Source organism: Citrobacter sp. CK202, assembly GCF_030333225.1.
Taxonomy (GTDB): domain Bacteria; phylum Pseudomonadota; class Gammaproteobacteria; order Enterobacterales; family Enterobacteriaceae; genus Citrobacter_B; species Citrobacter_B koseri.
In genome coordinates this window covers 73418-99520 of record NZ_JAOWGI010000013.1, presented here as the reverse complement: position 1 = coordinate 99520, position 26103 = coordinate 73418, and the positions used below count along the sequence as shown (strand labels likewise).

Here is a 26103-nt window from a genome sequence, read left to right as displayed (position 1 = left end):
CCATTCTACACGAAGTGAGGATAAAACAATGAGTGGAACTAATCCTGTATTTTTAGTCCGCAAAGCAAAAAAATCATCAGGACAAAAAGATGCGGTTCTCTGGTGCAGTGATGATTTTGAATCGGCAAATGCCACACTGGATTATCTCCTGATTAAATCCGGCGCAAAGCTGAAAGATTATTTTAAAGCTGTCGCCACTAATTTCCCTGTCGTTAACGAACTGCCGCCGGAAGGCGAACTCAGCTTAACGTTCTGCGATTTCTACCAGCTCGGCAAAGACAACATGACCTGGGTACAGATCCCCGGTGTTACGCTGCCCTCTTCTGAGGCCGTTGCCGTCGCCCGTCAGCGTATCGTTGATGGTGTTGATACCGAAACTGGCGAAATTATCCAGCACGATCAGGCGTCAACTGAAGACAATGGCGATCTACCTGAACACCCTCAGTTAACCGTTGTGGCAACGATGCCCTTCCGTCATCGCATACTGGCCCAACATATTGGCGATGGCGAGTATCTCTATCATGTCGATGCAGAGCAGAAAAAAGCAATTCTCGCTCTGGAAATGGACACTGATAACTCATATGTCCAGAACATTTTACTTGCGGCTGAGAATGTTGAACCATTCAAAAAGGCCATTGAACACGATATCCATAAAGCGGTAAATGCCGTTAAGAACGTGTTTCCTGCTGATGGCAAAATCCCTGAGCTGGCAAGCGTTATCCAGTTTCTGAAAACATGGTTCGATACCCCTCATATTGATCGCGGGTTGCTCGTTAAAGAGTGGTGCAAAGGTAATCGTGTATCAGCTATTCAGCGTACTGAAAGCGGCGCGAACGCTGGCGGCGGAATTGCATCCGATCGCAAGATGCCCCAGACCACTCTCGGTCTTGAATTTGAAATAGCCTTAGGCCTGCTGGCGCGTCAGTACGAATTTGATATTTATTCTCTGCCATTGCAGATCGAACTAAAGGCTAACTCAATCATGAACGCAGTTGACGACCCTGAGTGGCTGGCAACGCGCGAACTGTTCGTGTCAATGCCTGGTGGTCTGGACTATTCCCGCGCATGCATCGTTGCAACAGTAAAAACCACACCAGATGAACTATACAAATCCCCGTTTCGCCACCGCGAGTACCTGAATAAGGTGCTGACAGAAACTGACCACGCCAATCCCGATCCGCTTGTCGTTGATATTGCCTGCGGACGTTCGTCCATGCCTATGCCAACGCCAGTAAGACAGGATGAACCATCCGTTGAAGAAGTAAACCGACAACTCGCAGCTGCGCGCGGTGATTACGTTGAAGGTATCAGTGACCCTAACGATCCGAAGTGGGTTCATGAAGACTACAACGCCGCCTCAAATGAGGGAGAAAAAACGGAAAATGAGGACGCCGCCGATGTGCAGGTTCAAGAAACTGACGGTAATGAAGAACAGACTGGTGATGCGCTGCTCGCAAGCGAAAGTGATTTGGGGAATGGTGAAGAGGCAGATACCGGCGAGCAAGCCGATGTAGACCACCATCAGCCGGAAGTGAGCCAGAACAACGATTCTGCAAGCCATTCTGAGCCAGAAACGCAACAAAACGTGCCGGAAATGCAACAGGAAGAACCAGAGCCAGCGTCAGTGTGGCCGGAATACTTCGAGCCGGGGCGTTATGAAGGCGTACCGAACGAGGTATATCACGCGGCGAATGGCATCAGTTCGACAATGGTCAAAGATGCACGTGTAAGTCTGATGTATTTCGAAGCGCGCCACGTATCCAAAACCATCCAGAAAGAACGCACCAAAGTTCTGGATATGGGGAACCTGGTGCACGCGCTGGCGTTACAGCCTGAACAACTGGAAAAAGAGTTCAGCATCGAACCGGAAATCTCGGAAGGCGCGCTCACGACGACAGCGACGATCCGCGCGGTTATCGACGAACACAACGCCAGCCTGCCGGCATTACTCACCGCAGACGATATCAAAGCGTTGCTGGAAGAGTACAACGCCACCCTGCCCGCGCCATTACCGCTTGGGGCATCCGTCGACGAAGCGTATGCGTCATATGAGCTATTGCCTGAAGAGTTCCAGCGCATCGAAAACGGGACTAAGCATACAGCAGCGGCAATGAAGGCCTGCATCAAAGAATACAACGCCACCCTGCCCGCGCCGATTAAAACCAGCGGAAGCCGTGACGCGCTGCTTGAGCAACTGGCGATCATCAATCCTGATCTCGTTGCACAGGAAGCACAGAAGCCACAGCCGTTGAAAGTATCCGGCACCAAAGCGGATCTGATTCAGGCAGTGAAATCCGTCAAACCTGAAACAGTGTTTGCCGACGAGCTGCTTGACGCATGGCGCGAAAACCCCGGCGATAAAATTCTGGTTACCCGCCAGCAGTTGAGCACCGCGCAGGCCATCCAGAAAGCGCTGCTGAATCACCCGACCGCCGGGAAGCTGCTGACGCATCCGAACCGCGCCGTAGAGGTGAGCTATTTCGGTATTGATGAGGAAACCGGGCTGGAAATCCGCGTGCGCCCTGACCTTGAAATTGACATGGGCGGCCTGCGCATCGGCGCTGACCTGAAGACTATCAGCATGTGGAATATCAAGCAGGAAGGTCTGCGCGCGAAGTTGCACCGGGAAATCATCGATCGCGATTATCACCTGAGCGCTGCCATGTACTGCGAAACCGCAGCGCTGGACCAGTTTTTCTGGATATTCGTCAACAAAGACGAGAACTACCACTGGATCGCCATCATCGAGGCATCCGAAGAACTGCTTGAACTCGGCATGCTGGAATACCGCAAAGCAATGCGCGCCATCGCGAACGGATTCGACACTGGCGAATGGCCAGCGCCGATTACCGAAGATTACGCCGAAGAACTCAACGATTTTGATGTGCGCCGCCTTGAAGCGCTGCGCGTACAGGCATAAGGGGGAACAGTCATGGAAAATAGAAACATAGCGGTAATTGATCAGCAGGCACCCAGCACAATGAATAATGGCTCGTTACTGCTGAATGGCGATGTCATGGATCGCATGATGAAGATTGCTGATGTTATGTCCCAGGGTATTTCTACTGTGCCCAAACATCTTCAGGGTAAGCCATCAGACTGCCTCGCCATTGTCATGCAAGCCGCGCGATGGGGTATGGACCCCTACGTAGTCGGTCAGAAAACACACGTTATAAATGGCACTCTAGGATATGAAGCTCAGTTAGTTAGCGCGGTACTGACTGCCACCGGCGCAATACGGGGGCGATTCCATTATGAATATCGTGGCGAAAAGGATCTGATGGAGTGCCGTGTTGGCGCAATTATTAGCGGAGAAAAAGACATTACATGGAATGAATGGCTCTGCGTTTCGGAAGTAACAATCAAAAACTCGCCCCTGTGGAAAAGTAACCCAAAGCAGCAAATTGGCTACTTGCAAGTGAAATACTGGGCTCGTGCCTACACACCATGGGCGATTTTGGGGGTCTACACCCCTGATGAGTTGGAGGAACGCGTTGAGCGCGAAATAAATCCAACCCCGCGAATGACTGTTGAAGAGATCACCAGCGAAACAGGCATCCTCGCTACCGCGCAGGAATCAGCAACTAACGTTGATGCCGTTGCCGACGACCTACGCGACCGCATTGACACAGCAAGCTCTGTTGACCAGGCCAAAGCTATCCGCGCTGATATTGAGTCGCAGAAAGCGTTGCTGGGAACTGCGCTGTTCACTGAGCTGAAAAATAAAGCGGTGAAGCGCTACTACCTTGTTGACGCCAAAAATAAAGTTGAGGCCGCTATCAACTCCCTGTCGAATCCCGGAGAACCAGAAGCGGCGGAACTGTTTGCTAAAGCTGAAGGCACTCTTCACACAGCGAAACGGCACTTAGGCGACGAACTGTATGACCAGTTCCGCATCACCCTGGACGACATGAAACCGGAATACGTGGGCTAAGGGAGGCGGGAGGGTTCGCCCTCCCGGTAATGACATGAGCAAATCATTAAATGCACGCTGCATTCGCCGCTGGGAAGTCGAATTTAAACCACTCTGCGATTCGAAAGTAAACCCGTACTGGCGCAAGCGTGATCTGCGCGGGTATATCCGCGAAGCGGCGCTCAACACTGCTTACAACATGGTTGAGAGCATGGCTGAGAACAACGCCAAATTTGACTATGACGGCGCGCCGAACTGCTGGAGCTATGAGTTCTCTCTCTCTCTCTGGTATCGCTTGCGCCGGGGAAAATATCTCAAAGAAGCGCGCGACTTCCTGAATGAAGATGCGACCAATGACGATATCGACGAAGAGATTCAGAACGAGCTGGAGGCCTGGAATGACTGAGCGCGGAATGATTTTTAATGGTGAGATGGTGCGCGCCATTCTCGACGGCCGGAAGACGCAGACGCGGCGAATCATCAAGCCGCAGCCAGAGGCAACATTAAGCGGAAGTTTATCCGGTAAGTGGTTAAGCAGACCTCTTAACGGACTGTTGTTGCCGAAAATTGAAGATATCGCAATCCATTGTCCGTTCGGCGCCGTCGGCGATCGCATCTGGGTGCGTGAGACGTGGGCGCGCTACAACATCGACCAGGATAGCCACGATATGGCTTACCGGGCTACGCCCCCTACAGACTGGCCAGAAGAAGGAAGATGGCGTCCATCAATTCACATGCCGCGCTGGGCTAGTCGTATTCTTCTGGAAATTACAGACGTGCGGGTTGAGCGGTTGAACGCTATCAGCGAAGAGGATGCGCGAGCAGAAGGCATTATTGACGGTGGCTGTCTGAATTGCGGGGAACCTGAGCCATGCGGCTGTGTTAATCCACAACCAGACGCAACTGATGTCTTCGCCTACCTCTGGCAGTCAATCTATGGGCAAGAAAATTGGGATGCTAACCCCTGGGTGTGGGTAATCGAATTCAGACGGATCGACGGGGGTGACCATGCGTATTGAAGAACTGAAAAAGCTTCCGAAATTATACCGGGTTATCACTGTTGAACTTGACGTTTTGCGTAACGGGTTCGGGGCTAATTACGGTGTAATTTACGATGTTGATACCGTTGTTAAACGCAAGGTTCGCCGCGTTTTAGATGGCGATGGCTGGCGCTGGGCGATGGTTCGTGAGCACCGCAATCAAGAGCAATGGGACTACTTCTTTGAGTACGACAAAGAATGCCTCCATGAACTTAATTACACGCTTGGCCTGATTAAGTGAGGTGAATATGCGACTAATTAACCGCAGCACGCAATCTCCGCTGGCGCGCCGGGCGTGCGATGCAGCACTGGCAAAACATGTTGAGCTTTACGGGGAGTTTGGCCGACAGAAAACAAAGACCACTTATACCGTGGCGGTCGATGGCGTGAAGGTGACGGTAGAAGTTGTTAACCGACACAAGAGCTATGTAGCCACCGCAATGACAGGTATGCGCCGACTGCGCGCACTGCCAGGGCAGATTGCCTGATAACGAATTATCAATGTCACAACACCGGCGCATCTATACTGGCGCCGGTTACCTGAGGTGAACCATGTCACAGGTAATTTTTAACGAAGAGTGGGTTGTTGAGTCCAGACTTACCGAAAGAACAGGGCTTACTGAAGGACAGATTAAAAATTATCGCCAGAAACTATGGGTTGAAGGTGTTCACTTCAAGCGCCTTACTGCGCTTGGACAGACTGACAACTCTAAAGGTCTGCTTTGGTACAACTACCCGAAGATTAATCAGTTAGTTCAGGATGCTTAATGAAATACCCGACTGGTGTTGAACTGCATAACGGAAAAATCAGGATCACATTTATCTATCGCGGCATTCGTTGCCGCGAAGTTCTCCAGGGTTGGGTTGTCAACAGTAGCAACATTAAAAAAGCGGGCAATCTGCGCGCGGCAATTGTGAGTGAGATACAACTCGGTAAGTTCGACTACGCAGATCGTTTCCCGGAATCAAAAGCTCTTAAGAAATTTTCGTCCACAAAACGGATCTCCACATTCAAAGAACTGAGTGATTTTTTTACAGATACAAAGTCACTGGAGGTATCTGAAGCCACTTTGCTATCCATCACATCAGTCGTTAACACCCTGAAACGAGTAGTGGGTGAGAACACACGCCTGGTTGATATTCAGCACGCAGATATTCTGAATTACCGCAAAGAACTCCTGACCGGGGAAGTTTTCAACCCTTCAATGCCAAACCGCATCAAAAATGGGCGCGCGCCCTCAACAGTCAATAAACAGATGGCTGTTTTATCAGAAATGCTGAAGCTTGCAAACCGAAGCCAGTTTATATTGCATGCTCCTTATGAAGGAGTGTCGAGACTCAAGTTATCTAAAAATGATCCCGACCCACTTTTACTTCATGAGTACCAGGCACTGATAGCCGCCCTTCCCCGTAGCCAGGCATTAATCATCATTATTGCGGTACATACAGGGATGAGGCCGGGCGAGATATGCGCACTGGCATGGGAAGATATTGATTTGGTAAAAGGTGAAATCCACGTATCCAGAAATTTGACGAACAAGCGAGTATTTGTACCCCCTAAAACAGATGCCGGGATAAGGACGATAACGTTGCTGAAACCTGCTCATGATGCTCTGCTGGAGCAATACGAAATCACCGGTAACAGTCCAAAACAGGAAATTCAGTTTCATCATCGTGAGATCGGAAAAACTGAGCAGCAATATCTTCGCTTCGTTTTTTCACCGACAACATACTCGTCAACGAAAGGCGGTTACTTTTCCAAGGACTCGATTTCGTATGGCTGGAGGCGTGGGACTAAACTTTCAGGTATACGTGAGCGCAATCCATATCAGTCGCGTCACACATATGCCTGCTGGACGCTGATGGCCGGAGCGAACCCGTCATTCATAGCCAGTCAGATGGGGCATGAAGATGCGCGGATGGTATACGAGGTTTACTCCAAGTGGATTGGTGATATGAACCAGGAACAGGTCAACATGCTGAACAATCAGATGCCGACAGCACTGCCCCCAGGACGCCCCCACGGGCGAGGGAGTATGAAAAAAGTCATTTAATTTCATAGCGCTGGTTTCAATCCACACAATCAGCGTTAAACTACTAATACCGTTAATTTAGGGAGAAAAGATGATGCGCGTACTGGTTGTCGAAGATAATGCCTTATTACGCCACCACCTGAAGGTTCAATTACAGGATTTGGGGCACCAGGTTGATGACGCAGAAGATGCAAAGGAAGCCGATTATTATCTTAACGAGCATCTGCCGGACATCGCCATCGTCGATTTAGGCCTCCCGGATGAAGACGGGCTTTCGCTGATCCGCCGCTGGCGCAGCAATGACGTTTCCCTTCCTGTTCTGGTATTAACCGCCCGTGAAGGCTGGCAGGATAAAGTGGAAGTGCTGAGCGCCGGCGCCGACGACTACGTGACAAAACCGTTTCATATTGAAGAAGTGGTCGCGCGTATGCAGGCGTTAATGCGCCGCAACAGCGGCCTGGCCTCGCAGGTTATCTCTATTCCGCCTTTTCAGGTGGATCTCTCCCGCCGTGAATTGTCCGTAAATGATGAAGTGATAAAACTGACGGCGTTTGAATACACCATTATGGAAACGCTGATCCGCAATAATGGCAAAGTCGTCAGTAAAGATTCGTTGATGCTACAGCTCTACCCGGATGCGGAACTGCGTGAAAGCCATACCATTGATGTATTAATGGGGCGCTTACGCAAAAAAATTCAGGCGCGATATCCTGATGATGTAATTACCACCGTCCGTGGTCAGGGATACCTGTTCGAACTGCGCTAATGAATAAATTACTGCGTCATCTTTTTCCTTTATCGCTGCGCCTGCGCTTTCTGCTGGCGACGGCAGGCGTTGTGCTGGTGCTCTCTCTGGCCTACGGCATGGTCGCGCTGGTTGGCTATAGCGTCAGTTTTGATAAGACAACCTTTCGCCTGTTACGCGGTGAGAGCAACCTTTTCTACACCCTCGCGTCATGGCAAAACAATAAAATCAATATCGAGATCCCGGAAAATCTCGATATGCAAAGCCCCACGATGACACTGATCTATGATGAGAACGGCAAGTTGTTATGGGCGCAGCGCAACGTTCCCTGGCTGGAGAAACGTATCCAGCCGGAATGGCTGAAAGCCAACGGTTTTCATGAAATTGAAGCCGATGTCGATGCCACCAGCACATTGCTGAGTGAAGATCATTCCGCCCAACAGCAGCTCAAAGAGGTGCGGGAAGATGACGACGATGCGGAAATGACCCACTCCGTGGCGGTGAATGTCTATCCGGCTACCGCGCGGATGCCGCAACTGACGATAGTGGTTGTCGATACTATCCCCATCGAGCTGAAACGCTCGTATATGGTATGGAGCTGGTTTATTTATGTTCTGGCGGCAAACCTGCTGTTAGTCATCCCGTTGCTCTGGGTCGCCGCATGGTGGAGTTTACGCCCTATCGAAGCGCTGGCGCGTGAAGTGCGCGAGCTGGAAGAACACCACCGTGAAATGCTCAACCCGGAAACCACGCGGGAACTGACCAGCCTGGTGCGCAACCTCAACCGGCTGCTAAAGAGCGAACGTGAACGTTATGATAAATACCGCACCACGTTAACCGACCTCACCCATAGTCTGAAAACGCCGCTGGCGGTATTGCAGAGCACCCTGCGTTCAATGCGCAGCGAAAAAATGAGCGTCAGCGACGCCGAACCGGTCATGCTGGAACAGATCAGCCGTATCTCCCAGCAGATCGGTTATTACCTGCATCGAGCCAGCATGCGCGGAAGCGGCGTGTTACTCAGCCGTGAGCTGCACCCCGTAGCGCCGTTACTGGACAATCTCACCTGCGCGCTCAATAAGGTGTATCAGCGTAAAGGGGTCAACATTAGCCTCGATATTTCGCCGGAAATCAGCTTCGTCGGCGAGCAGAATGACTTTGTTGAAGTGATGGGCAACGTGCTGGATAACGCCTGTAAATACTGCCTGGAGTTTGTTGAAATTTCAGCCCGGCAGACCGATGAGCATCTGCATATTCTGGTAGAAGACGACGGCCCAGGCATTCCGCAAAGCAAGCGTGATGTGGTTTTCGATCGCGGTCAGCGCATTGACACCCTGCGACCAGGGCAAGGCGTGGGGCTGGCGGTCGCCCGTGAGATCACTGAGCAATATGAAGGGAAGATCGTCGCCGGTGACAGTTTGCTCGGCGGAGCGCGGATGGAGGTGATTTTTGGTCGCCAGCACCCGATTCAGCGCGATGAATGACGCTGGCGTGTAATATTTATGTATGTTCTTCACCGCATGTCGTTAAGCATCCGTTATAATCGGTGTCAGATACCAGCCTGCGGATAATCAACATGGAATATCAATTAACACTTAACTGGCCCGAATTTCTTGAACGCCACTGGCAAAAACGCCCGGTGGTGTTAAAACGTGGGTTCAACAACTTCATTGATCCGCTCTCCCCTGACGAACTGGCGGGACTGGCGATGGAAAGCGAAGTCGATAGCCGTCTGGTCAGCCATCAGGATGGTAAATGGCAGGTCAGCCACGGCCCGTTCGAGAGTTACGACCATCTCGGCGAGAACAACTGGTCTCTGCTGGTTCAGGCCGTAAACCACTGGCATGAACCTACCGCCGCGCTGATGCGCCCTTTCCGCGCGTTGCCAGACTGGCGTATTGACGATCTGATGATCTCCTTTTCCGTCCCCGGCGGCGGCGTGGGTCCGCATCTGGATCAGTACGATGTCTTTATCATTCAGGGAACCGGTCGCCGCCGTTGGCGCGTAGGCGAGAAGCTGCAACTGAAGCAGCATTGCCCTCACCCGGATCTACTCCAGGTCGATCCTTTTGAAGCCATCATTGATGAAGAGCTGGAGCCCGGCGATATTCTGTATATCCCACCCGGTTTCCCGCACGAAGGCTACGCGCTGGAAAACGCGATGAACTACTCGGTTGGTTTCCGCGCGCCGAATACGCGTGAACTGATCAGCGGTTTTGCCGACTACGTTCTGCAACGCGAACTGGGCAGCACCTATTACAGCGACCCGGATATCCCGCCGCGCGAGCATCCTGCCGACGTTCTGCCGCAGGAGATGGACAAGCTGCGTGAAATGATGCTCGACCTGATCAATCAGCCTGAACACTTTAAACAGTGGTTTGGCGAATTTATCTCCCAGTCTCGTCACGAACTGGACATCGCGCCGCCGGAACCTCCGTATCAGCCGGATGAGATCTATGATGCGCTGAAACAAGGCGATGTGCTGGTGCGTCTGGGCGGATTACGCGTCCTGCGCATTGGCGATGAGGTCTACGCCAACGGTGAGAAGATTGATTCTCCGCACCGCCCGGCGCTGGAGGCGCTCTCCAGTCACATCGTGCTGACCGCCGAGAATTTTGGCGATGCGCTGGAAGACCCGTCGTTCCTCGCAATGCTGGCCGCACTGGTCAACAGCGGGTACTGGTTCTTCGAAGGGTAATAAGTTATTGCGATTGAGCCTGATGGCAACGCTAGCGCGTTTTATCAGGCCTACACACGGTAGGCCTGATAATCGAAGCGCCATCCGGCGCCATCACACCACGACACCATTACTGCTGCTTCGCAGTTAGCTCCGCAATACGCACAATCACCTGCACCGCTTTCTCCATCCCTTCCAGCGTCACAAACTCATGCTTGCCATGATAGTTATAGCCGCCGGTAAAGAGGTTCGGGCACGGTAAACCCATAAACGAAAGCTGGGCGCCGTCAGTGCCGCCACGGATCGGCTTCATATCCGGCACAATATCGCAGTCACGCATTGCCTGCTGTGCAATATCGAGAATATGTGGGTGTTCGACCACTTTCTCGCGCATATTGTAATAGCTGTCTTCGATCACCAGCTCGATGTAGCAGTCCGGGTGCAGCCCCTTCCCGACCTTTTTAGCGATCTCCATCATTTTGCGCTTGCGGGCTTCAAACTGTTTGCGGTCGAAATCGCGAATGATGTAGTGCATATCCGCACGATCAACGGTGCCTTTCATACTCGCCAGATGGTAGAAGCCTTCATAGCCTTCGGTCGTCTCCGGGCTCTCATCCGCCGGAACCTCGGCATGAATACGCGCCGCCAGCGACAGCGCATTCACCATCACGCCCTTCGCCGTACCGGGGTGTACGTTATTGCCCACGATTTTGATATTCACGGAGGCCGCATTGAAGTTTTCAAACTCCAGTTCCCCTACGCCGCCGCCATCAACGGTATAAGCCCACTGCGCGCCGAAAGCCTCAACGTCAAAATGTTTCGCCCCTTTACCGACCTCTTCATCCGGCGTAAAGGCCACGCGAATATCACCGTGCGGAATGTCTTTCTGTTTCAGTACCGCCAGCGCGGTCATGATTTCCGCCACGCCCGCTTTGTCGTCAGCGCCCAGCAGCGTTTTCCCGTCAGTGGTGATCAGCGTCTGCCCCAGCAGTTGATGCAGAACCGGGAACATCACCGGCGACAGCACCTCATCGCCGATCCCTAGCGCAATATCGCCACCACGGTAGTTTTCCACAATCTGCGGATTCACATTTTTACCGCTGAAATCAGGTGAGGTATCAACATGAGAGATAAAACCAATCGCGGGAATATCGCCAGCAACGTTGGCTGGCAGCGTCGCCATGACGGTCCCTTTGTCACTTAACGTGACGTTCACCAGCCCCATTTCTTCGAGCTGTTGTTTGAGCAAATGTAATAATTTCCACTGGCCCTCAGTGCTGGGCACTTGCCGTACGCCCGCCTTTGATTGGGTATCCAGCGACACGTAGTGTAAAAAACGCTCAAGTAGTTTATCCATGCAGTCACCCTCACTTTTCGTGACAACATTATTAATAAGCAAGAAAAGACAAATATTGCGTCAGGTCACTTTTATCCCTGCAAACGAGAATATTTCGCGTAGACACTTTTTCTGACTATAAAGCTAAGCCAGTAATTCGCAACAAGGATTGGCGATTTTAGCGGTTTGCCGTAGAATGACCGCCCTCATTAAGAGTCACCAAGGTGGTTAACCACAAACCCCGCATCGGTCAGCCATCCGTTGCGTCTACATGGGACAGAGTAAAAAATTGAATAAACAACCGCGTTCGCTTTCACCGCTGGTACAACTGGCGGGAATTCGCAAAAGCTTCGACGGAAAAGAGGTCATTTCTAATCTGAATCTGACCATCAATAACGGCGAATTCCTCACGCTGCTTGGCCCCTCTGGCTGCGGTAAAACAACCGTTCTGCGCCTGATTGCCGGTCTGGAAAATGTTGATGCCGGTCATATCATGTTGGATAACCAGGACATCACCGACGTTCCAGCGGAACACCGCTATGTGAACACCGTCTTTCAAAGCTATGCGTTATTCCCCCACATGACCGTATTTGAAAATGTGGCTTTCGGTTTACGCATGCAGAAAACCCCCGCCGCCGAGATTACCCCTCGCGTCACCGACGCTCTGCGCATGGTGCAACTGGAAGAGTTTGCGCAGCGAAAGCCGCATCAGCTTTCCGGCGGGCAGCAGCAGCGTGTGGCCATCGCCCGCGCCGTCGTCAATAAACCGCGTTTATTGCTGCTGGATGAATCCCTCTCCGCGCTGGATTACAAGCTGCGAAAGCAGATGCAGAACGAACTGAAAGCGTTGCAGCGTAAGCTGGGCATCACTTTTGTGTTCGTTACGCACGATCAGGAAGAAGCGCTGACCATGTCTGACCGTATCGTGGTGATGCGCGACGGCATTATTGAGCAGGACGGCACGCCGCGAGAAATCTATGAGGAGCCGAAAAACCTGTTCGTCGCCGGATTCATTGGCGAAATCAACATGTTTAACGCCACGGTAATTGAACGTCTCGACGAACAACGCGTACGCGCCAATGTAGAAGGACGCGAGTGCAATATTTATGTTAACTTTGCCGTCGTTCCTGGTCAGAAACTGAACGTACTGTTACGCCCGGAAGATCTGCGCGTTGATGAAATTAACGATGATAACCACATTGAAGGTCTCATTGGCTACGTGCGCGAGCGCAACTACAAAGGTATGACGCTGGAGTCCGTCGTCGAACTGGAAAATGGCAAAATGGTGATGGTCAGCGAATTCTTCAATGAAGACGATCCTGACTTCGACCACTCTCTCGACCAAAAAATGGCCATTAACTGGGTAGAAAGCTGGGAGGTCGTACTGGCTGATGAAGAACACAAGTAAATTCCAGAATGTAGTGATTGTCACTGTCGTTGGTTGGCTTGTGTTGTTTGTCTTTCTGCCCAACCTGATGATTATTGGTACCAGCTTTTTGACCCGTGATGACGCGAACTTCGTCAAAATGGTCTTTACGCTGGATAACTACGCTCGTTTGCTCGATCCGCTCTATTTTGAGGTATTGCTGCATTCCCTCAATATGGCGCTCATCGCCACCTTCGCCTGCCTGGTGCTCGGCTATCCCTTTGCCTGGTTTCTGGCGAAACTGCCGGAAAAAGTGCGTCCGCTGCTGCTGTTTTTGCTGATCGTGCCGTTCTGGACCAACTCGCTGATCCGTATTTACGGCCTGAAAATTTTTCTCAGCACCAAAGGCTATCTCAACGAGTTCCTGCTGTGGCTGGGTGTGATTGACACCCCGATCCGCATCATGTTCACGCCGGGCGCGGTCATTATCGGTCTGGTCTATATCCTGCTGCCGTTTATGGTGATGCCGCTCTACTCCAGCATTGAAAAACTGGATAAGCCGCTGCTGGAGGCCGCCCGCGATCTGGGCGCCGGTAAATTGCAGACCTTTATTCGCATTATTATTCCACTGACCATGCCGGGGATCATCGCCGGGTGTCTGCTGGTGATGCTGCCGGCGATGGGGCTGTTCTATGTCTCTGACCTGATGGGTGGAGCAAAGAACCTGCTGATTGGTAACGTTATTAAGGTTCAGTTCCTGAACATTCGCGACTGGCCGTTTGGCGCAGCCACCAGCATTACGCTGACGATTGTGATGGGCCTGATGCTGCTGGTTTACTGGCGCGCATCGCGGCTGCTGAATAAGAAGGTGGAACTCGAATGATCGGTCGACTGCTTCGTGGCGGTTTTATGACCGCTATCTACGCGTACCTGTATATTCCAATCATCATCTTGATTGTGAACTCCTTTAACAGTTCGCGCTTTGGCATCAACTGGCAGGGCTTTACCACCAACTGGTACAGCCTGCTGATGAATAACGACAGCCTGTTGCAGGCGGCACAGCACTCGCTGACGATGGCGGTGTTCTCGGCCACCTTTGCCACGATCATCGGCTCGCTAACGGCAGTGGCGCTGTATCGCTATCGTTTTCGCGGTAAACCGTTTGTCAGCGGCATGCTGTTCGTCGTCATGATGTCGCCGGATATTGTAATGGCGATTTCACTGCTGGTGCTGTTTATGCTGCTCGGCATCCAGTTGGGCTTCTGGTCGTTGCTGTTTTCGCATATCACCTTTTGCCTGCCCTTCGTGGTCGTTACCGTTTACTCGCGCCTGAAAGGGTTTGACGTGCGGATGCTGGAAGCGGCAAAAGACCTTGGAGCCAGTGAAGTCACGATTTTGCGTAAGATCATTCTGCCGCTGGCAATGCCTGCGGTCGCGGCTGGCTGGTTGCTCAGTTTCACCCTGTCGATGGATGACGTGGTGGTTTCGTCATTCGTCACCGGGCCTGGCTATGAGATTCTGCCATTGAAAATTTACTCAATGGTAAAAGTCGGCGTTTCGCCGGAAGTTAACGCGCTGGCAACGATTTTGTTGGTTCTGTCGCTGGTTATGGTCATCGCCAGCCAGCTTATTGCTCGTGATAAAACCAAGGGCCGTTGAGGCCCACTATTCAGGGGACGTTAAATGAAAAAATGGTCACGCCACCTGCTCGCGGCGGGTGCTCTGGCACTGGGCATGAGCGCCGCTCACGCTGATGACAACAACACGCTCTATTTCTACAACTGGACCGAGTATGTTCCACCAGGACTACTGGAACAGTTCACTAAAGAGACGGGCATTAAGGTTATCTATTCGACCTACGAATCGAATGAAACCATGTATGCCAAGCTGAAAACGTATAAAGACGGCGCCTACGACCTGGTGGTGCCTTCCACCTATTACGTCGATAAAATGCGTAAAGAGGGCATGATCCAGAAGATCGACAAAACGAAGTTAACCAACTTCCACAACCTCGATCCTGAAATGCTCAACAAACCGTTTGACCCGAATAACGACTACTCCATCCCGTATATCTGGGGCGCAACGGCAATTGGCGTTAACAGCGACGAAATTGACCCGAAAACCGTCACCAGTTGGGCTGACCTGTGGAAGCCTGAGTATAAAGGCGGCCTGCTGCTGACTGACGATGCGCGTGAAGTGTTCCAGATGGCGCTGCGTAAGCTGGGTTACTCCGGCAACACCACCGATCCTAAAGAGATTGAAGCGGCGTATAACGAACTGAAAAAACTGATGCCAAACGTGGCGGCGTTCAATTCCGACAACCCGGCTAACCCGTATATGGAAGGCGAAGTCAACCTGGGGATGGTGTGGAACGGTTCTGCGTACGTTGCACGTCAGGCAGGGACGCCGCTTGAGGTTATCTGGCCGAAAGAAGGCGGTATTTTCTGGATGGACAGCCTTTCTATTCCGGCGAATGCCAAAAACAAAGAAGGCGCGCTGAAGCTGATCAACTTCCTGTTGCGCCCGGATGTGGCGAAAGAAGTGGCGGAAACCATCGGTTATCCGACACCGAACCTGGCCGCACGTAAGCTGTTAAGCCCTGAAGTGGCAAATGATAAATCACTCTACCCTGATGCCGACACCATCAATAAAGGGGAATGGCAGAACGACGTGGGTTCCGCCAGTGCTATCTATGAAGAGTATTATCAGAAGCTGAAAGCGGGACGCTAATTCAGCGTTGTAAAGAATGCCCGATGGCGCTGCGCTTATCGGGCCTGGATAAATGCAAACCGTAGGCCGGATAAGGCATTCGCCGCCATCCGGCAAAAAAATCACAGTCCTTTCAATAATTTCTCAATAAACGCCGGTACAACCTGGCTTGCCGGGCCATAATATTTCTCTTCAAACTCGCTGCCGACCTGGCTTGGTTCAAGATTTAGCTCGACCGTATGCGCGCCATGCAGGCGGGCCTCATGCACAAACCCGGCAGCCGGATAAACATGCCCGGATGTTCCGATAGCGATAAACACATCCGCCATCGCCAGCGCCATATAGATCTCATCCATGCCAAGCGGCATTTCACCAAACCACACGACGTGCGGGCGAAGCGAAGCCGGGAACTGGCAGCAGTGGCACTTATCGTCTGAAGTCACATCGCCCGTCCAGTCCAGAATTTGCCCGCTCTGGGAGCAGCGCACTTTCAACAGCTCGCCGTGCATGTGAATGATATTCTTGTTGCCCGCGCGTTCATGCAGATTATCGATATTTTGCGTCACCAGCAGGAAACGATCGCCCAGCGCCTCTTCCAGTTTTGCCAGCGCGACATGCGCCGGGTTGGGCTGAATCTCAGGCCGCTGCAACTGCTGACGGCGGGCGTTGTAAAATGACTGAACCAGTTCTGGATCGCGGGCAAACCCTTCCGGGGTCGCCACATCCTCAACCCGATGCTCTTCCCAGAGACCATCAGCGGCGCGAAATGTACGAATGCCGGATTCGGCAGAGATTCCCGCTCCAGTAAGAACTAATACTCTTGGTTTTTCCATCATTTCCGGCACCACTCTGTCTCTGAAAAAGATTCGCTGACGCAGGCGTTCACGCAAATGGCGTTTGTTTTTACGAAAACGGCTTAATCGATGAGCCCGACGCGACTGCATAACAACCTCTTTTGATTAATCGGTAAGATGTAAGAAGGCAGCGCCGCGCATCCCGCCCGCATCACCGTGTCGCGCCCGTTCAATACGCGGTACACGAGCAACAGGAAGGAGATGACGTGGCAACCTGTCTGCCAGTTGCGTTGTTATAGCAGTGAAGTTTGATAATCCTCCCCCAATCACCACCAGATCGGGATCGACGATCGTGAGGATATTCCCCAGGCAGACCGCCAGTAAATCCTGGTAACGTTCAACATGCGCACGCGCGCGTTCATCACCTTGCTCCCACAAAGCAATAATCTCCGGCGCCTGTAGAGGTTGATGATAGTAATGCTGATACAGCCACGCAAACCCGCGGCCGGAAAGATAATTTTCGATGCAGCCCAGTTGACCGCAGCCGCAGCGACGCAGAGGAAAATCGAACCCCATCAGGGTGAGCGCATCGACAGGCAAACGCATATGACCAAACTCGCCGGTAATATAGCTGCGACCGGTGATCGGCTTACCGTTGAGCACCAGTCCGCCGCCTACGCCCGTCCCGAGGATAAGCCCCATGACCAGCGGATACTGCGTGAACTCATCATCCCAGGCTTCCGACAGTGCAAAGCAGTTCGCGTCGTTATCCAGGCGAACATCACGATCCAGCCGGGCGCTGAGATCGGCGCGGAGCGGTTTACCGCTGGCGGCAGGAACATTGGCGGCATACAGCGTTCCGTCTTCCGTTTCCGGCATCCCGGGAATACCAATGCCCACGGAACCTTTTACGTCAAACCGCTGGTCGGCTTCCGCCACCAGATCGCAGACCGCCGTTAAAAAAGCCTCATAGCCTTCGCGTGGCGTCGGTACGCGTTTTTCCCAGCGCAAACGTCGCTCGTTATCAAACACGCCTAAGGCAATTTTTGTCCCGCCAATGTCAAACCCGTAATGCATCACGCACCGCTCCTTGTTCTTATGTACTGCGACTACTGGCCGCTTAACACTCTCGCAGGGTCAATATTGCTGGCGCGCCGCGCCGGATACCAGCTCGCCAACAAGCTCAGCAACAATGCCGTAACCAGTACGTAAATAACGTCCAGCCAGTGTAATTCGGATGGCAGGAAGTCGATAAAATAGATGTCTCCAGAAAGGAACTGATGCCCTATCAGCTTTTCGATGCCTTCGATAATAGGGGTCAGTTGCAATGAGACGACCACGCCAATCGCCACACCGCACAGACTGCCGAGCAGACCCGCCAGCAGCCCATACCAGACGAAAATGGCGCGGATTAGGCCATCTTTCGCCCCTAAGGTTCTTAATACCGCGATATCGCCGCTCTTATCTTTTACCGCCATCACCAGCGTCGAAACGATGTTGAAGCAGGCCACGCCGATCACCAGCACCATCGCCAGATACATGATGGCGCGGATCATCTGAATATCATGGTACATATAGCCGTAAGTACCGATCCAGCTCTTAATGTAAACGTAACTGTCGGTCACTTCGCCAGCGTCCCGTACCAATTTATTGGCGTTAAAGACATCGTTGACCTTAATCGCGATGCCGGACACGCTGGCCCCCATATCCAGGTACTGCTGCGCGTCTTCCATAGGGATCATGGCAAAGCTGTGATCGAGCTGACCGCTCAGTTGCAGAATCCCCGTCACATGCAGACGTACTCGCTTAGGCTGCTGCAATTTATGATCGGCGCTGGCATTGGGGATCATGATCGACACCCAGTCGCCCTGCCTCACTTTCAGCGCATCGGCAACGCCCTTGCCAATGATGATCTGCTGCTCGCCCGCCCTGAAGTTATCCCAGGCATGGTTTTGCACAAACGACGGCAGCGCGCTCAAGCGCTGTTCCTGTTTAGGATCCACGCCCTTCACCTGGATTGCGCGCAGATTCGCCCCGCTCTCCACCAGCCCGGTAAAGTTGATATAGGGCGCTGCCGCTGCAATCCCCTGTACGTGCTGCACTTTTTCCAGCGCTTCGCGCCAGTGAGTCCACGGCTGATTCACCGCTTCAATTTCACCATGCGGCACCACGGCCAGAATACGGTTGTTCAGCTCGCGCTCGAAACCGTTCATCGCGCTTAAACCGACAATCAGTACCGCCACGCCCAGCGCGATGCCGATAGTCGAGATAACGGAAATCAGCGACACCATACCGCCGCGTCGACGACCACGACTAAAGCGCAAGCCGATCAATAACGATAAAGGCGAAGCCATTACTCAGCTCCCATCAGGCTCAGTTCTGCCGTCAGCAGACCGTCGCGCATTTCAAGCTGACGGCTCATTCGCTTCGCCAGTTGCAAATCGTGAGTCACCACCAGAAACGCCGTTCCCTGAGCGCGATTGAGTTCACCCAGAAGCTGGAAAATACTGTCGGCATTGCGCGCATCCAGGTTGCCGGTCGGTTCATCCGCCAGCACCAGGCGCGGATTGTTGACCAGCGCTCGGGCGATGGCGACACGCTGACGCTCGCCGCCGGAAAGTTCGGATGGACGATGGTTAGCACGGTGATCCAGCCCCACCGCCTGCAACATTTCACGCGCCCGCTCGGTAATTTCAGCCGGTTTTTTCTTGCCGATCAGCAGCGGCATGGCGACGTTTTCCAGTGCGGTGAAATCCGGCAGCAGGTGATGGAACTGATAAATAAAGCCAAGCTTCTGGTTGCGCAGTTCCGCTTTCGCCGCCGACGAGAGTTTGCTCATCGGCTGGCCGCTAAAAATGACATCGCCCGACGTCGGCGTATCCAGGCCGCCCAGCAGGTGCAGGAGCGTACTTTTCCCGGAGCCGGAGCTGCCGACAATCGCCATCATTTCGCCTTCGCCAATGCTGAAGCTGACATCGTGCAGCACGTCGGTTTGCACGGAGCCTTCCTGATAGCGTTTGCACAGGTTGTCGCATTGCAACAGGATCTTATTCATAACGTAAAGCCTCAGCGGGTTGGGTGGCGGCAGCGCGCCAGGAAGGATACAGCGTGGACAATAACGCGATGGCCATCGCCACCAGCGCAATAACAACAACCTGTAGCGGTTCAATCGCCACCGGCAGCGCAGCGCCATCCAGGAACGCGCCAATGATCGGCATCAGGTTATTCAGTTGGCTGGCCAGCAATGCGCCCAGCACTGCCCCCAGCAGCGCGCCGATAATCCCGGCGCTGGCGCCCTGAACCATAAACACCATCATGATCTGGCGCGGCGTCAGCCCCTGGGTTTGTAAAATAGCCACTTCGCCCTGCTTCTCCATCACCATCAAACCTAACGAAGTAATAATATTAAACGCCGCCACGGCGACGATCAGGCTTAACAGCAAACCCATCATGTTTTTTTCCATGCGCACGGCCTGGAACAGTTCACCTTTTCGCTCACGCCAGTCCTGCCATTTCGTCCCCTCCGGCAGCGTCTGCTGGCTGAGGGTATCCACCTTCAGCGGCTCATTGAGCCACAAGCGCCAGCCGGTGATATTGCCCGCCGGGTAGCGCATCAGGCGCGACGCGTCCTGAATATTGGTCAACATCTGGTAGCCATCCACTTCGCTGTTCGCCGCGAAGGTGCCAATCACCGTAAACAGGCGCTGGCTCGGCAGGCGTCCCATTGGCGTGAACTGGCTGGCGGAAGGCACCATCACGCGAATTTGATCGCCGCGATTGACGCCCAACTGCCCGGCAAGCTGCTCGCCGAGGATGACATTATACTTGCCCGCTTCAAGAGAGGTTTGCTTCACATTGACCAGATACGGCGTTAAGGGATCTTTTTGCGCCGGGTCGATACCCAGCATCACGCCCACGGCGACGCTACGCGCGCTTTGCAGCACGACATCTCCCGTGGTAAGCGGCGCGATACGGTTGACGCCATTCAACGTAACCGCTTTTTCGGGTATCTGCTGTGGATTAAGGGAGCCCTGCTCAGACGAGAGAATTGCCTGCGGCATCAGGCCAAGGATGTTGTTTTGCAGTTCACGTTCAAAACCATTCATCACCGACAATACCGTGACCAGCGCCATCACCCCGAGAGTAATGCCAATGGTGGAAAGCCAGGAGACGAAACGACCGAAACGATCTGCTGCACGCCCACGCATATAACGCAGGCCAATAAATAGAGCGACAGGTTGGTACATGAAATCCGTCTGGTTGCTGTTAGCAAAGCCCCGAGTATATAAGCGAAAGCGGAATGGGTAAATGACTGAACCGTAAGTGTTCGTCAGCGTAATTCTGAAAAGTATCAAGAAATCAACTTCCTGAAGATACCTGCCTTGATACTCACCCTTGACCCTGATCTTTATCTTAAAAAAATAAAATACAGAATGTTACGCATTACAACACCGATCCCCGCCCGCAGGATCACAGGCTATGTTGAATAACACGAGTACGCCGTCCTGATGAAACAAAAAGAATTGTGGATCAACCAAATCAAAGGGTTATGCATCTGCCTGGTGGTCATTTATCACTCTGTGATTACGTTCTATCCCCACCTGACCGCTTTCCAGTATCCGTTATCGGAGATCCTGACGAAATGCTGGATCTACTTTAACCTCTATCTGGCGCCGTTTCGTATGCCGGTGTTTTTCTTTATTTCCGGGTATCTGATCCGCCGCTATATTGACAGCGTGCCCTGGGGAACCTGTATTGATAAACGGATCTGGAGCATTGTCTGGGTACTGGCGCTCTGGGGAGTGGCGCAATGGCTGGCGCTTAGCTGGCTCAACCACTGGCTGGCGCCCGAACGCGACATCAACAATGCCTCCAACGCCGCTTATGCCGGGTCCGTCGGCGAGTTTATTCACGGAATGCTGACGGCCAGCACCAGCCTCTGGTATCTGTATGCGCTGGTTGTCTATTTTGTGCTGTGTAAAGTCTTCAGCCAATGGGCAAAACCACTGTTCGTACTGTTTGTACTGCTGAGCGTGACGATAAACTTCGTGCCGACGCCGTGGTGGGGAATGAACAGCGTGATCCGCAACCTGCCTTACTACAGCCTCGGCGCCTGGTTTGGCGCCACGCTGATGGAGTGGATTAAGCATGTCCCACTGCGTCGTTATGCTATCGCGTTTGCGGGCATTGCGCTGCTCGCCGTCATCGCCTGGCTGGCTAATGTATCCCTGCTGCTCTCACTGGTGTCGATTGTGCTGATCATGAAACTTTTTTATCAGTATGAGCAGCGCTTCGGCATGCGTTCTTCCAGCCTGCTGAATGTCATCGGCTCAAACACTATTGCTATCTATACAACCCACCGTATCCTGGTCGAAGCGTTCAGCTTAACGTTGATTCCGAAAATCAACGGCGCGGCATGGTCGCCGCAGCTTGAGTTTGCTCTGCTGTTGGTTTACCCCTTTGCCAGTCTGCTGATTTGCACGCTGACGGGCCTTACCGTCCGAAAAATTTCGCAACGCCTGTTTGCCGATCTCTTCTTCTCTCCGCCTTCACTCCCTGCCGTTACCAGCTATTCGCGTTAATCTTTTCGCCCCCTTCCGGGGGCGAATCAATTTGCTAAAGAGAAACGATCACGGATAATAAAGAGCATTGCTTATCAGTGATATGCCCCCATAGTGTGGTGTATACCCAATAGAGATCCTGCAACCACTATGCCTGAACAACAACGTTATACTCTGCCAACCAAACCCGGCGATCAGCGCCAGTTGGGCGAGCTTACCGGCGCCGCCTGCGCCACGCTGGTGGCGGAGATTGCCGAGCGCCATGCTGGCCCAATCGTACTTATTGCACCTGACATGCAAAACGCCCTGCGCCTGCATGACGAAGTTCGCCAGTTCACCGACCAACTGGTGATGAATCTGGCGGACTGGGAAACGCTCCCTTACGACAGCTTTTCCCCACACCAGGAAATCATCTCTTCACGCCTGTCCACGCTTTACCAGTTGCCGTCAATGCAGCGCGGCGTATTGATTGTTCCGGTAAATACGCTGATGCAGCGCGTTTGCCCGCACAGTTATTTGCACGGCCACGCCCTGGTGATGAAAAAGGGTCAGCGTTTGTCGCGCGACGCCCTGCGCGCACAGCTGGATAGCGCGGGCTATCGTCATGTTGATCAGGTCATGGAACATGGTGAATACGCCACTCGCGGCGCGCTGCTGGATCTGTTTCCGATGGGCAGCGAACAGCCCTATCGTCTTGATTTTTTTGATGATGAAATCGACAGCTTGCGCCTGTTTGATGCCGATACCCAGCGTACGCTGGAAGAAGTCGACGCCATCAATTTGCTGCCCGCGCATGAATTTCCGACCGATAAAACGGCCATCGAGCTGTTCCGCAGCCAGTGGCGTGACACATTTGAAGTTAAACGCGACGCCGAGCATATTTACCAGCAGGTCAGTAAAGGCACGCTGCCTGCCGGGATCGAATACTGGCAGCCGCTGTTCTTCAACGAGCCGCTGCCGCCTCTGTTCAGCTACTTCCCGGCGAACACGCTGCTGGTGAATACCGGCGCGCTGGAAAACAGCGCTGAGCGCTTCCAGGCCGATACCCTGGCGCGTTTTGAAAACCGTGGCGTCGATCCTATGCGCCCGCTTTTGCCGCCGGAATCCCTGTGGCTGCGGGTCGATGAGCTGTTCTCCGAACTCAAACGCTGGCCCCGCGTACAGTTAAAAACCGAACATCTGCCAGGTAAGGCGGCGAATACCAATCTGGGTTTTCAGAAACTGCCGGATCTGGCGGTACAGGCGCAGCAAAAAGCGCCGCTGGACGCGCTGCGTAGATTTCTTGAATCCTTCAACGGGCCGGTCATTTTCTCCGTAGAAAGCGAAGGCCGCCGAGAAGCGCTCGGGGAACTGCTCGCCCGTATTAAAATTTCACCCAAACGAATTTTGCACCTGAATGAGGCGCTCGACGCCGGACGTTACCTGATGATTGGCGCTGCGGAGCATGGCTTTATCGATACGCAGCGTAATCTGGCGCTTATTTGCGAGAGCGATTTGCTGGGTGAACGCGTTGCGCGTCGCCGTCAGGACTCACGTCGCACGATTAACCCCGACACGCTGATCCGCAACCTGGCGGAACTGCATCCTGGCCAGCCGGTGGTACACCTTGAGCATGGTGTGGGGCGTTATGCGGGGATGACGACGCTGGAAGCCGGCGGCATCAAGGGCGAGTACCTGATGCTCACCTACGCCAACGACGCCAGACTGTACGTACCGGTGTCATCTTTGCATCTCATCAGCCGCTATGCCGGAGGCGCCGAAGAGAACGCGCCGCTGCATAAACTGGGCGGCGACGCCTGGTCTCGCGCCCGACAGAAAGCCGCGGAGAAAGTGCGCGACGTGGCGGCAGAGCTACTGGATATTTACGCCCAGCGCGCGGCGAAAGAAGGTTTCGCCTTTAAGCACGATCGCGAGCAGTATCAACTGTTCTGCGACAGCTTCCCGTTCGAGACCACGCCAGACCAGGCGCAGGCCATTAACGCCGTCCTGAGCGACATGTGCCAACCGTTGGCAATGGATCGTCTGGTGTGCGGCGACGTCGGCTTCGGGAAAACCGAAGTGGCGATGCGCGCCGCGTTCCTGGCGGTGGAAAACCACAAACAGGTCGCGGTGCTGGTGCCTACCACCCTGCTGGCGCAACAGCATTTCGATAACTTCCGCGACCGCTTCGCCAACTGGCCGGTGCGCATCGAAATGCTCTCCCGTTTCCGTAGCGCCAAAGAGCAAGCGCAGATCCTTGAGCAGGTCGCTGAGGGGAAAATCGACATTCTGATCGGCACTCATAAGCTGCTGCAAAGCGATGTGAAATTAAAAGATTTGGGCTTGCTGATTGTCGATGAAGAGCACCGTTTCGGCGTACGGCATAAAGAGCGCATCAAGGCAATGCGCGCCGACGTCGATATTCTGACGCTGACGGCAACGCCAATCCCTCGTACGCTCAACATGGCGATGAGCGGTATGCGCGATCTGTCGATTATTGCCACACCGCCCGCCCGTCGTCTGGCGGTAAAAACCTTCGTCCGTGAATATGACAACCTGGTGGTGCGCGAGGCTATCCTGCGTGAAGTTCTGCGCGGCGGCCAGGTGTATTATCTGTATAACGACGTGGAGAATATCCAGAAAGCCGCGGACCGACTGGCGGAACTGGTGCCGGAAGCCCGCATCGCGATTGGTCACGGGCAGATGCGCGAGCGCGAACTTGAGCGTGTTATGAACGACTTCCACCACCAGCGCTTTAACGTTCTGGTGTGTACCACCATTATCGAAACCGGTATTGATATTCCAACCGCGAACACGATCATCATTGAGCGCGCCGACCATTTTGGCCTGGCGCAGCTCCACCAGCTACGTGGTCGCGTTGGACGTTCGCACCATCAGGCGTATGCCTGGCTGCTGACGCCGCATCCAAAAGCGATGACGACCGACGCGCAAAAACGTCTGGAAGCCATTGCCTCGCTGGAAGATTTGGGTGCCGGTTTTGCGCTGGCGACTCACGACCTCGAAATTCGCGGCGCTGGCGAGCTGCTTGGCGAAGATCAGAGCGGGCAGATGGAGACCATCGGCTTCTCGCTGTATATGGAGCTGCTGGAGAACGCCGTGGATGCGCTGAAAGCCGGACGTGAGCCGTCGCTGGAAGACCTCACCAGCCAGCAGACGGAAGTCGAACTGCGTATGCCGTCGCTGCTGCCGGATGATTTTATCCCGGATGTGAATACGCGTCTGTCGTTCTATAAACGCATTGCCAGTGCGAAAAACGAAAACGAGCTGGAGGAGCTCAAGGTAGAGCTGATCGACCGTTTCGGCCTGCTGCCTGACCCGGCGCGCAATCTGCTGGATATCGCGCGTCTGCGCCAACAGGCACAGAAGCTGGGCATTCGAAAACTGGAAGGCAACGAGAAAGGCGGTACGATCGAGTTTGCCGAGAAAAATCACGTAAACCCAACCTGGCTGATTGGTCTGTTGCAAAAACAACCGCAGCACTTCCGCCTCGACGGCCCGACACGCCTGAAGTTTATTCAGGATCTGGCGGAGCGTAAAACGCGTATGGACTGGGTGCGCCAGTTTATGGCGCAACTGGAAGAAAACGCGGCGGCGTAACGCCCTACGACGCCGGATGGCGGCGCAAGCGCCTTATCCGGCCTACGGAAAGCATATCCTGTAGGCCCGGTAAGCGCAGCGCCACCGGGCACATCGCCTTATCCGGCCTACGGGAAGCATACCCTGTAGGCCCGATAAGCGCAGCGCCACCGGGCACATCGCCTTATCCGGCCTACGAGAAGCATACCCTGTAGGCCCGGTAAGCGCAGCGCCACCGGGCGTAATGCCCTCTGCCATCCCCGCGTTTTCGCCCACATTTACAACACTTTGCACTTCTCTTGCACTTCAAGACATGACAACCCGCCATAATGATCATTGACTCAATTTATTAC

23 protein-coding genes are annotated in these 26103 nt (G+C 53.5%); 17 read left to right on the top strand and 6 right to left on the bottom strand.

The features are described from left to right. Positions 1 to 28: 28 nt before the first annotated feature. From OGX84_RS01165 to roxA, 11 genes are all read left to right on the top strand, one after another. A complete protein-coding gene (locus OGX84_RS01165; RefSeq protein WP_286457245.1) occupies positions 29 to 2920 on the top strand; it encodes a RecE family exodeoxyribonuclease in 2892 nt (963 codons plus the stop codon). A 12-nt stretch (positions 2921 to 2932) separates the two neighbouring features. After that, the gene (locus OGX84_RS01160; protein ID WP_286457243.1) at positions 2933 to 3934 is read left to right on the top strand and encodes a recombinase RecT; all 1002 of its coding nucleotides are present in this window, start codon (positions 2933 to 2935) and stop codon (positions 3932 to 3934) included. 34 nt (positions 3935 to 3968) lie between these two features. Beyond that, complete coding sequence (locus OGX84_RS01155; protein ID WP_286457241.1) at positions 3969 to 4319, top strand: hypothetical protein; 351 nt, start codon at positions 3969 to 3971, stop codon at positions 4317 to 4319. After that, positions 4312 to 4932 (top strand): ASCH domain-containing protein, encoded by a 621-nt coding sequence (locus OGX84_RS01150; RefSeq protein WP_286457238.1) that lies wholly within the window; start codon positions 4312 to 4314, stop codon positions 4930 to 4932. Before OGX84_RS01155 ends, OGX84_RS01150 begins: the two co-directional genes overlap by 8 nt. Next, entirely contained in the window at positions 4922 to 5194 is a 273-nt protein-coding gene (yajC, locus tag OGX84_RS01145) for a preprotein translocase subunit YajC (RefSeq protein ID WP_229233757.1), read from the top strand. The genes OGX84_RS01150 and yajC overlap by 11 nt, the downstream gene beginning before the upstream one ends. Before the next feature lie 7 nt (positions 5195 to 5201). Then, the gene (locus tag OGX84_RS01140) at positions 5202 to 5441 is read left to right on the top strand and encodes a DUF4060 family protein (RefSeq protein ID WP_060816002.1); all 240 of its coding nucleotides are present in this window, start codon (positions 5202 to 5204) and stop codon (positions 5439 to 5441) included. Between the two features lie 64 nt (positions 5442 to 5505). Further along, the gene (gene xisR, locus OGX84_RS01135; protein ID WP_012132784.1) at positions 5506 to 5721 is read left to right on the top strand and encodes an excisionase family protein; all 216 of its coding nucleotides are present in this window, start codon (positions 5506 to 5508) and stop codon (positions 5719 to 5721) included. After that, positions 5721 to 7007: a site-specific integrase gene (locus OGX84_RS01130; RefSeq protein WP_286457236.1), complete on the top strand. Its 1287-nt coding sequence runs from the start codon at positions 5721 to 5723 to the stop codon at positions 7005 to 7007. Before xisR ends, OGX84_RS01130 begins: the two co-directional genes overlap by 1 nt. A 73-nt stretch (positions 7008 to 7080) precedes the next feature. Further along, positions 7081 to 7752: a two-component system response regulator PhoP gene (gene phoP, locus OGX84_RS01125; protein ID WP_024130426.1), complete on the top strand. Its 672-nt coding sequence runs from the start codon at positions 7081 to 7083 to the stop codon at positions 7750 to 7752. Continuing rightward, positions 7752 to 9215 carry a two-component system sensor histidine kinase PhoQ gene (gene phoQ / locus OGX84_RS01120; protein WP_012132787.1) on the top strand — a complete coding sequence of 488 codons (1464 nt, stop codon included), beginning with the start codon at positions 7752 to 7754 and terminating at the stop codon, positions 9213 to 9215. The genes phoP and phoQ overlap by 1 nt, the downstream gene beginning before the upstream one ends. A gap of 92 nt (positions 9216 to 9307) precedes the next feature. Further along, entirely contained in the window at positions 9308 to 10429 is a 1122-nt protein-coding gene (gene roxA / locus OGX84_RS01115) for a [50S ribosomal protein L16]-arginine 3-hydroxylase (RefSeq protein ID WP_047457471.1), read from the top strand. 109 nt (positions 10430 to 10538) lie between these two features. Here roxA and pepT read toward each other — a convergent pair whose 3' ends face one another. Continuing rightward, a complete protein-coding gene (gene pepT, locus OGX84_RS01110; protein WP_047457474.1) occupies positions 10539 to 11765 on the bottom strand; it encodes a peptidase T in 1227 nt (408 codons plus the stop codon). A gap of 250 nt (positions 11766 to 12015) precedes the next feature. Between pepT and potA the strand changes: the two genes are divergently transcribed. From potA to potD, 4 genes are read left to right on the top strand one after another with little or no spacing between them, the layout of a single operon-like run. After that, positions 12016 to 13152 carry a spermidine/putrescine ABC transporter ATP-binding protein PotA gene (gene potA / locus OGX84_RS01105; RefSeq protein ID WP_012132791.1) on the top strand — a complete coding sequence of 379 codons (1137 nt, stop codon included), beginning with the start codon at positions 12016 to 12018 and terminating at the stop codon, positions 13150 to 13152. Beyond that, positions 13136 to 13993, top strand: a complete 858-nt coding sequence (gene potB / locus OGX84_RS01100) for a spermidine/putrescine ABC transporter permease PotB (protein WP_275166369.1) — start codon at positions 13136 to 13138, stop codon at positions 13991 to 13993. The genes potA and potB overlap by 17 nt, the downstream gene beginning before the upstream one ends. Beyond that, the gene (gene potC, locus OGX84_RS01095) at positions 13990 to 14769 is read left to right on the top strand and encodes a spermidine/putrescine ABC transporter permease PotC (protein WP_012132793.1); all 780 of its coding nucleotides are present in this window, start codon (positions 13990 to 13992) and stop codon (positions 14767 to 14769) included. The genes potB and potC overlap by 4 nt, the downstream gene beginning before the upstream one ends. Positions 14770 to 14793: 24 nt before the next feature. After that, on the top strand, positions 14794 to 15840 hold the full coding sequence (gene potD, locus OGX84_RS01090) for a spermidine/putrescine ABC transporter substrate-binding protein PotD (protein WP_071258216.1): 1047 nt from the start codon (positions 14794 to 14796) through the stop codon (positions 15838 to 15840). A 101-nt stretch (positions 15841 to 15941) separates the two neighbouring features. On the opposite strand, the gene cobB is transcribed toward potD, so the two are convergent. The 5 genes from cobB to lolC are packed head-to-tail and all read right to left on the bottom strand — an operon-like array spanning position 15942 to position 20860. Continuing rightward, the gene (cobB, locus tag OGX84_RS01085) at positions 15942 to 16763 is read right to left on the bottom strand and encodes a Sir2 family NAD+-dependent deacetylase (RefSeq protein WP_047457485.1); all 822 of its coding nucleotides are present in this window, start codon (positions 16761 to 16763) and stop codon (positions 15942 to 15944) included. Between the two features lie 15 nt (positions 16764 to 16778). Continuing rightward, positions 16779 to 17690, bottom strand: a complete 912-nt coding sequence (nagK, locus tag OGX84_RS01080) for an N-acetylglucosamine kinase (RefSeq protein WP_104868793.1) — start codon at positions 17688 to 17690, stop codon at positions 16779 to 16781. A gap of 32 nt (positions 17691 to 17722) precedes the next feature. Beyond that, positions 17723 to 18967 carry a lipoprotein-releasing ABC transporter permease subunit LolE gene (lolE, locus tag OGX84_RS01075; RefSeq protein ID WP_112002264.1) on the bottom strand — a complete coding sequence of 415 codons (1245 nt, stop codon included), beginning with the start codon at positions 18965 to 18967 and terminating at the stop codon, positions 17723 to 17725. After that, positions 18967 to 19668 carry a lipoprotein-releasing ABC transporter ATP-binding protein LolD gene (gene lolD, locus OGX84_RS01070; RefSeq protein ID WP_012132798.1) on the bottom strand — a complete coding sequence of 234 codons (702 nt, stop codon included), beginning with the start codon at positions 19666 to 19668 and terminating at the stop codon, positions 18967 to 18969. The genes lolE and lolD overlap by 1 nt, the downstream gene beginning before the upstream one ends. Then, a complete protein-coding gene (lolC, locus tag OGX84_RS01065; RefSeq protein WP_115182341.1) occupies positions 19661 to 20860 on the bottom strand; it encodes a lipoprotein-releasing ABC transporter permease subunit LolC in 1200 nt (399 codons plus the stop codon). Before lolC ends, lolD begins: the two co-directional genes overlap by 8 nt. Before the next feature lie 261 nt (positions 20861 to 21121). Here lolC and OGX84_RS01060 point away from each other — a divergent pair, with 261 nt between their 5' ends. Together OGX84_RS01060 and mfd are read left to right on the top strand one after the other, a co-directional pair. Continuing rightward, on the top strand, positions 21122 to 22195 hold the full coding sequence (locus OGX84_RS01060) for an acyltransferase family protein (protein WP_012132800.1): 1074 nt from the start codon (positions 21122 to 21124) through the stop codon (positions 22193 to 22195). A gap of 129 nt (positions 22196 to 22324) precedes the next feature. Beyond that, entirely contained in the window at positions 22325 to 25771 is a 3447-nt protein-coding gene (gene mfd, locus OGX84_RS01055) for a transcription-repair coupling factor (protein WP_286457232.1), read from the top strand. Positions 25772 to 26103: the final 332 nt, after the last annotated feature.

What these genes read in the sequence shown, in the direction of transcription:
- cobB (WP_047457485.1), bottom strand. Translation starts at nt 16,763, where the DNA reads ATGCAGTCGCGTCGGGCTCATCGATTAAGCCGTTTTCGTAAAAACAAA.
- mfd (WP_286457232.1), top strand. Translation starts at nt 22,325, where the DNA reads ATGCCTGAACAACAACGTTATACTCTGCCAACCAAACCCGGCGATCAG.
- OGX84_RS01155 (WP_286457241.1), top strand. Translation starts at nt 3,969, where the DNA reads ATGAGCAAATCATTAAATGCACGCTGCATTCGCCGCTGGGAAGTCGAA.
- OGX84_RS01160 (WP_286457243.1), top strand. Translation starts at nt 2,933, where the DNA reads ATGGAAAATAGAAACATAGCGGTAATTGATCAGCAGGCACCCAGCACA.
- yajC (WP_229233757.1), top strand. Translation starts at nt 4,922, where the DNA reads ATGCGTATTGAAGAACTGAAAAAGCTTCCGAAATTATACCGGGTTATC.
- lolD (WP_012132798.1), bottom strand. Translation starts at nt 19,668, where the DNA reads ATGAATAAGATCCTGTTGCAATGCGACAACCTGTGCAAACGCTATCAG.
- xisR (WP_012132784.1), top strand. Translation starts at nt 5,506, where the DNA reads ATGTCACAGGTAATTTTTAACGAAGAGTGGGTTGTTGAGTCCAGACTT.
- potA (WP_012132791.1), top strand. Translation starts at nt 12,016, where the DNA reads ATGGGACAGAGTAAAAAATTGAATAAACAACCGCGTTCGCTTTCACCG.
- nagK (WP_104868793.1), bottom strand. Translation starts at nt 17,690, where the DNA reads ATGCATTACGGGTTTGACATTGGCGGGACAAAAATTGCCTTAGGCGTG.
- OGX84_RS01140 (WP_060816002.1), top strand. Translation starts at nt 5,202, where the DNA reads ATGCGACTAATTAACCGCAGCACGCAATCTCCGCTGGCGCGCCGGGCG.
- potD (WP_071258216.1), top strand. Translation starts at nt 14,794, where the DNA reads ATGAAAAAATGGTCACGCCACCTGCTCGCGGCGGGTGCTCTGGCACTG.
- phoQ (WP_012132787.1), top strand. Translation starts at nt 7,752, where the DNA reads ATGAATAAATTACTGCGTCATCTTTTTCCTTTATCGCTGCGCCTGCGC.
- OGX84_RS01150 (WP_286457238.1), top strand. Translation starts at nt 4,312, where the DNA reads ATGACTGAGCGCGGAATGATTTTTAATGGTGAGATGGTGCGCGCCATT.
- phoP (WP_024130426.1), top strand. Translation starts at nt 7,081, where the DNA reads ATGCGCGTACTGGTTGTCGAAGATAATGCCTTATTACGCCACCACCTG.
- potC (WP_012132793.1), top strand. Translation starts at nt 13,990, where the DNA reads ATGATCGGTCGACTGCTTCGTGGCGGTTTTATGACCGCTATCTACGCG.
- OGX84_RS01165 (WP_286457245.1), top strand. Translation starts at nt 29, where the DNA reads ATGAGTGGAACTAATCCTGTATTTTTAGTCCGCAAAGCAAAAAAATCA.
- potB (WP_275166369.1), top strand. Translation starts at nt 13,136, where the DNA reads ATGAAGAACACAAGTAAATTCCAGAATGTAGTGATTGTCACTGTCGTT.
- roxA (WP_047457471.1), top strand. Translation starts at nt 9,308, where the DNA reads ATGGAATATCAATTAACACTTAACTGGCCCGAATTTCTTGAACGCCAC.
- lolE (WP_112002264.1), bottom strand. Translation starts at nt 18,967, where the DNA reads ATGGCTTCGCCTTTATCGTTATTGATCGGCTTGCGCTTTAGTCGTGGT.
- lolC (WP_115182341.1), bottom strand. Translation starts at nt 20,860, where the DNA reads ATGTACCAACCTGTCGCTCTATTTATTGGCCTGCGTTATATGCGTGGG.
- OGX84_RS01130 (WP_286457236.1), top strand. Translation starts at nt 5,721, where the DNA reads ATGAAATACCCGACTGGTGTTGAACTGCATAACGGAAAAATCAGGATC.
- pepT (WP_047457474.1), bottom strand. Translation starts at nt 11,765, where the DNA reads ATGGATAAACTACTTGAGCGTTTTTTACACTACGTGTCGCTGGATACC.
- OGX84_RS01060 (WP_012132800.1), top strand. Translation starts at nt 21,122, where the DNA reads ATGAAACAAAAAGAATTGTGGATCAACCAAATCAAAGGGTTATGCATC.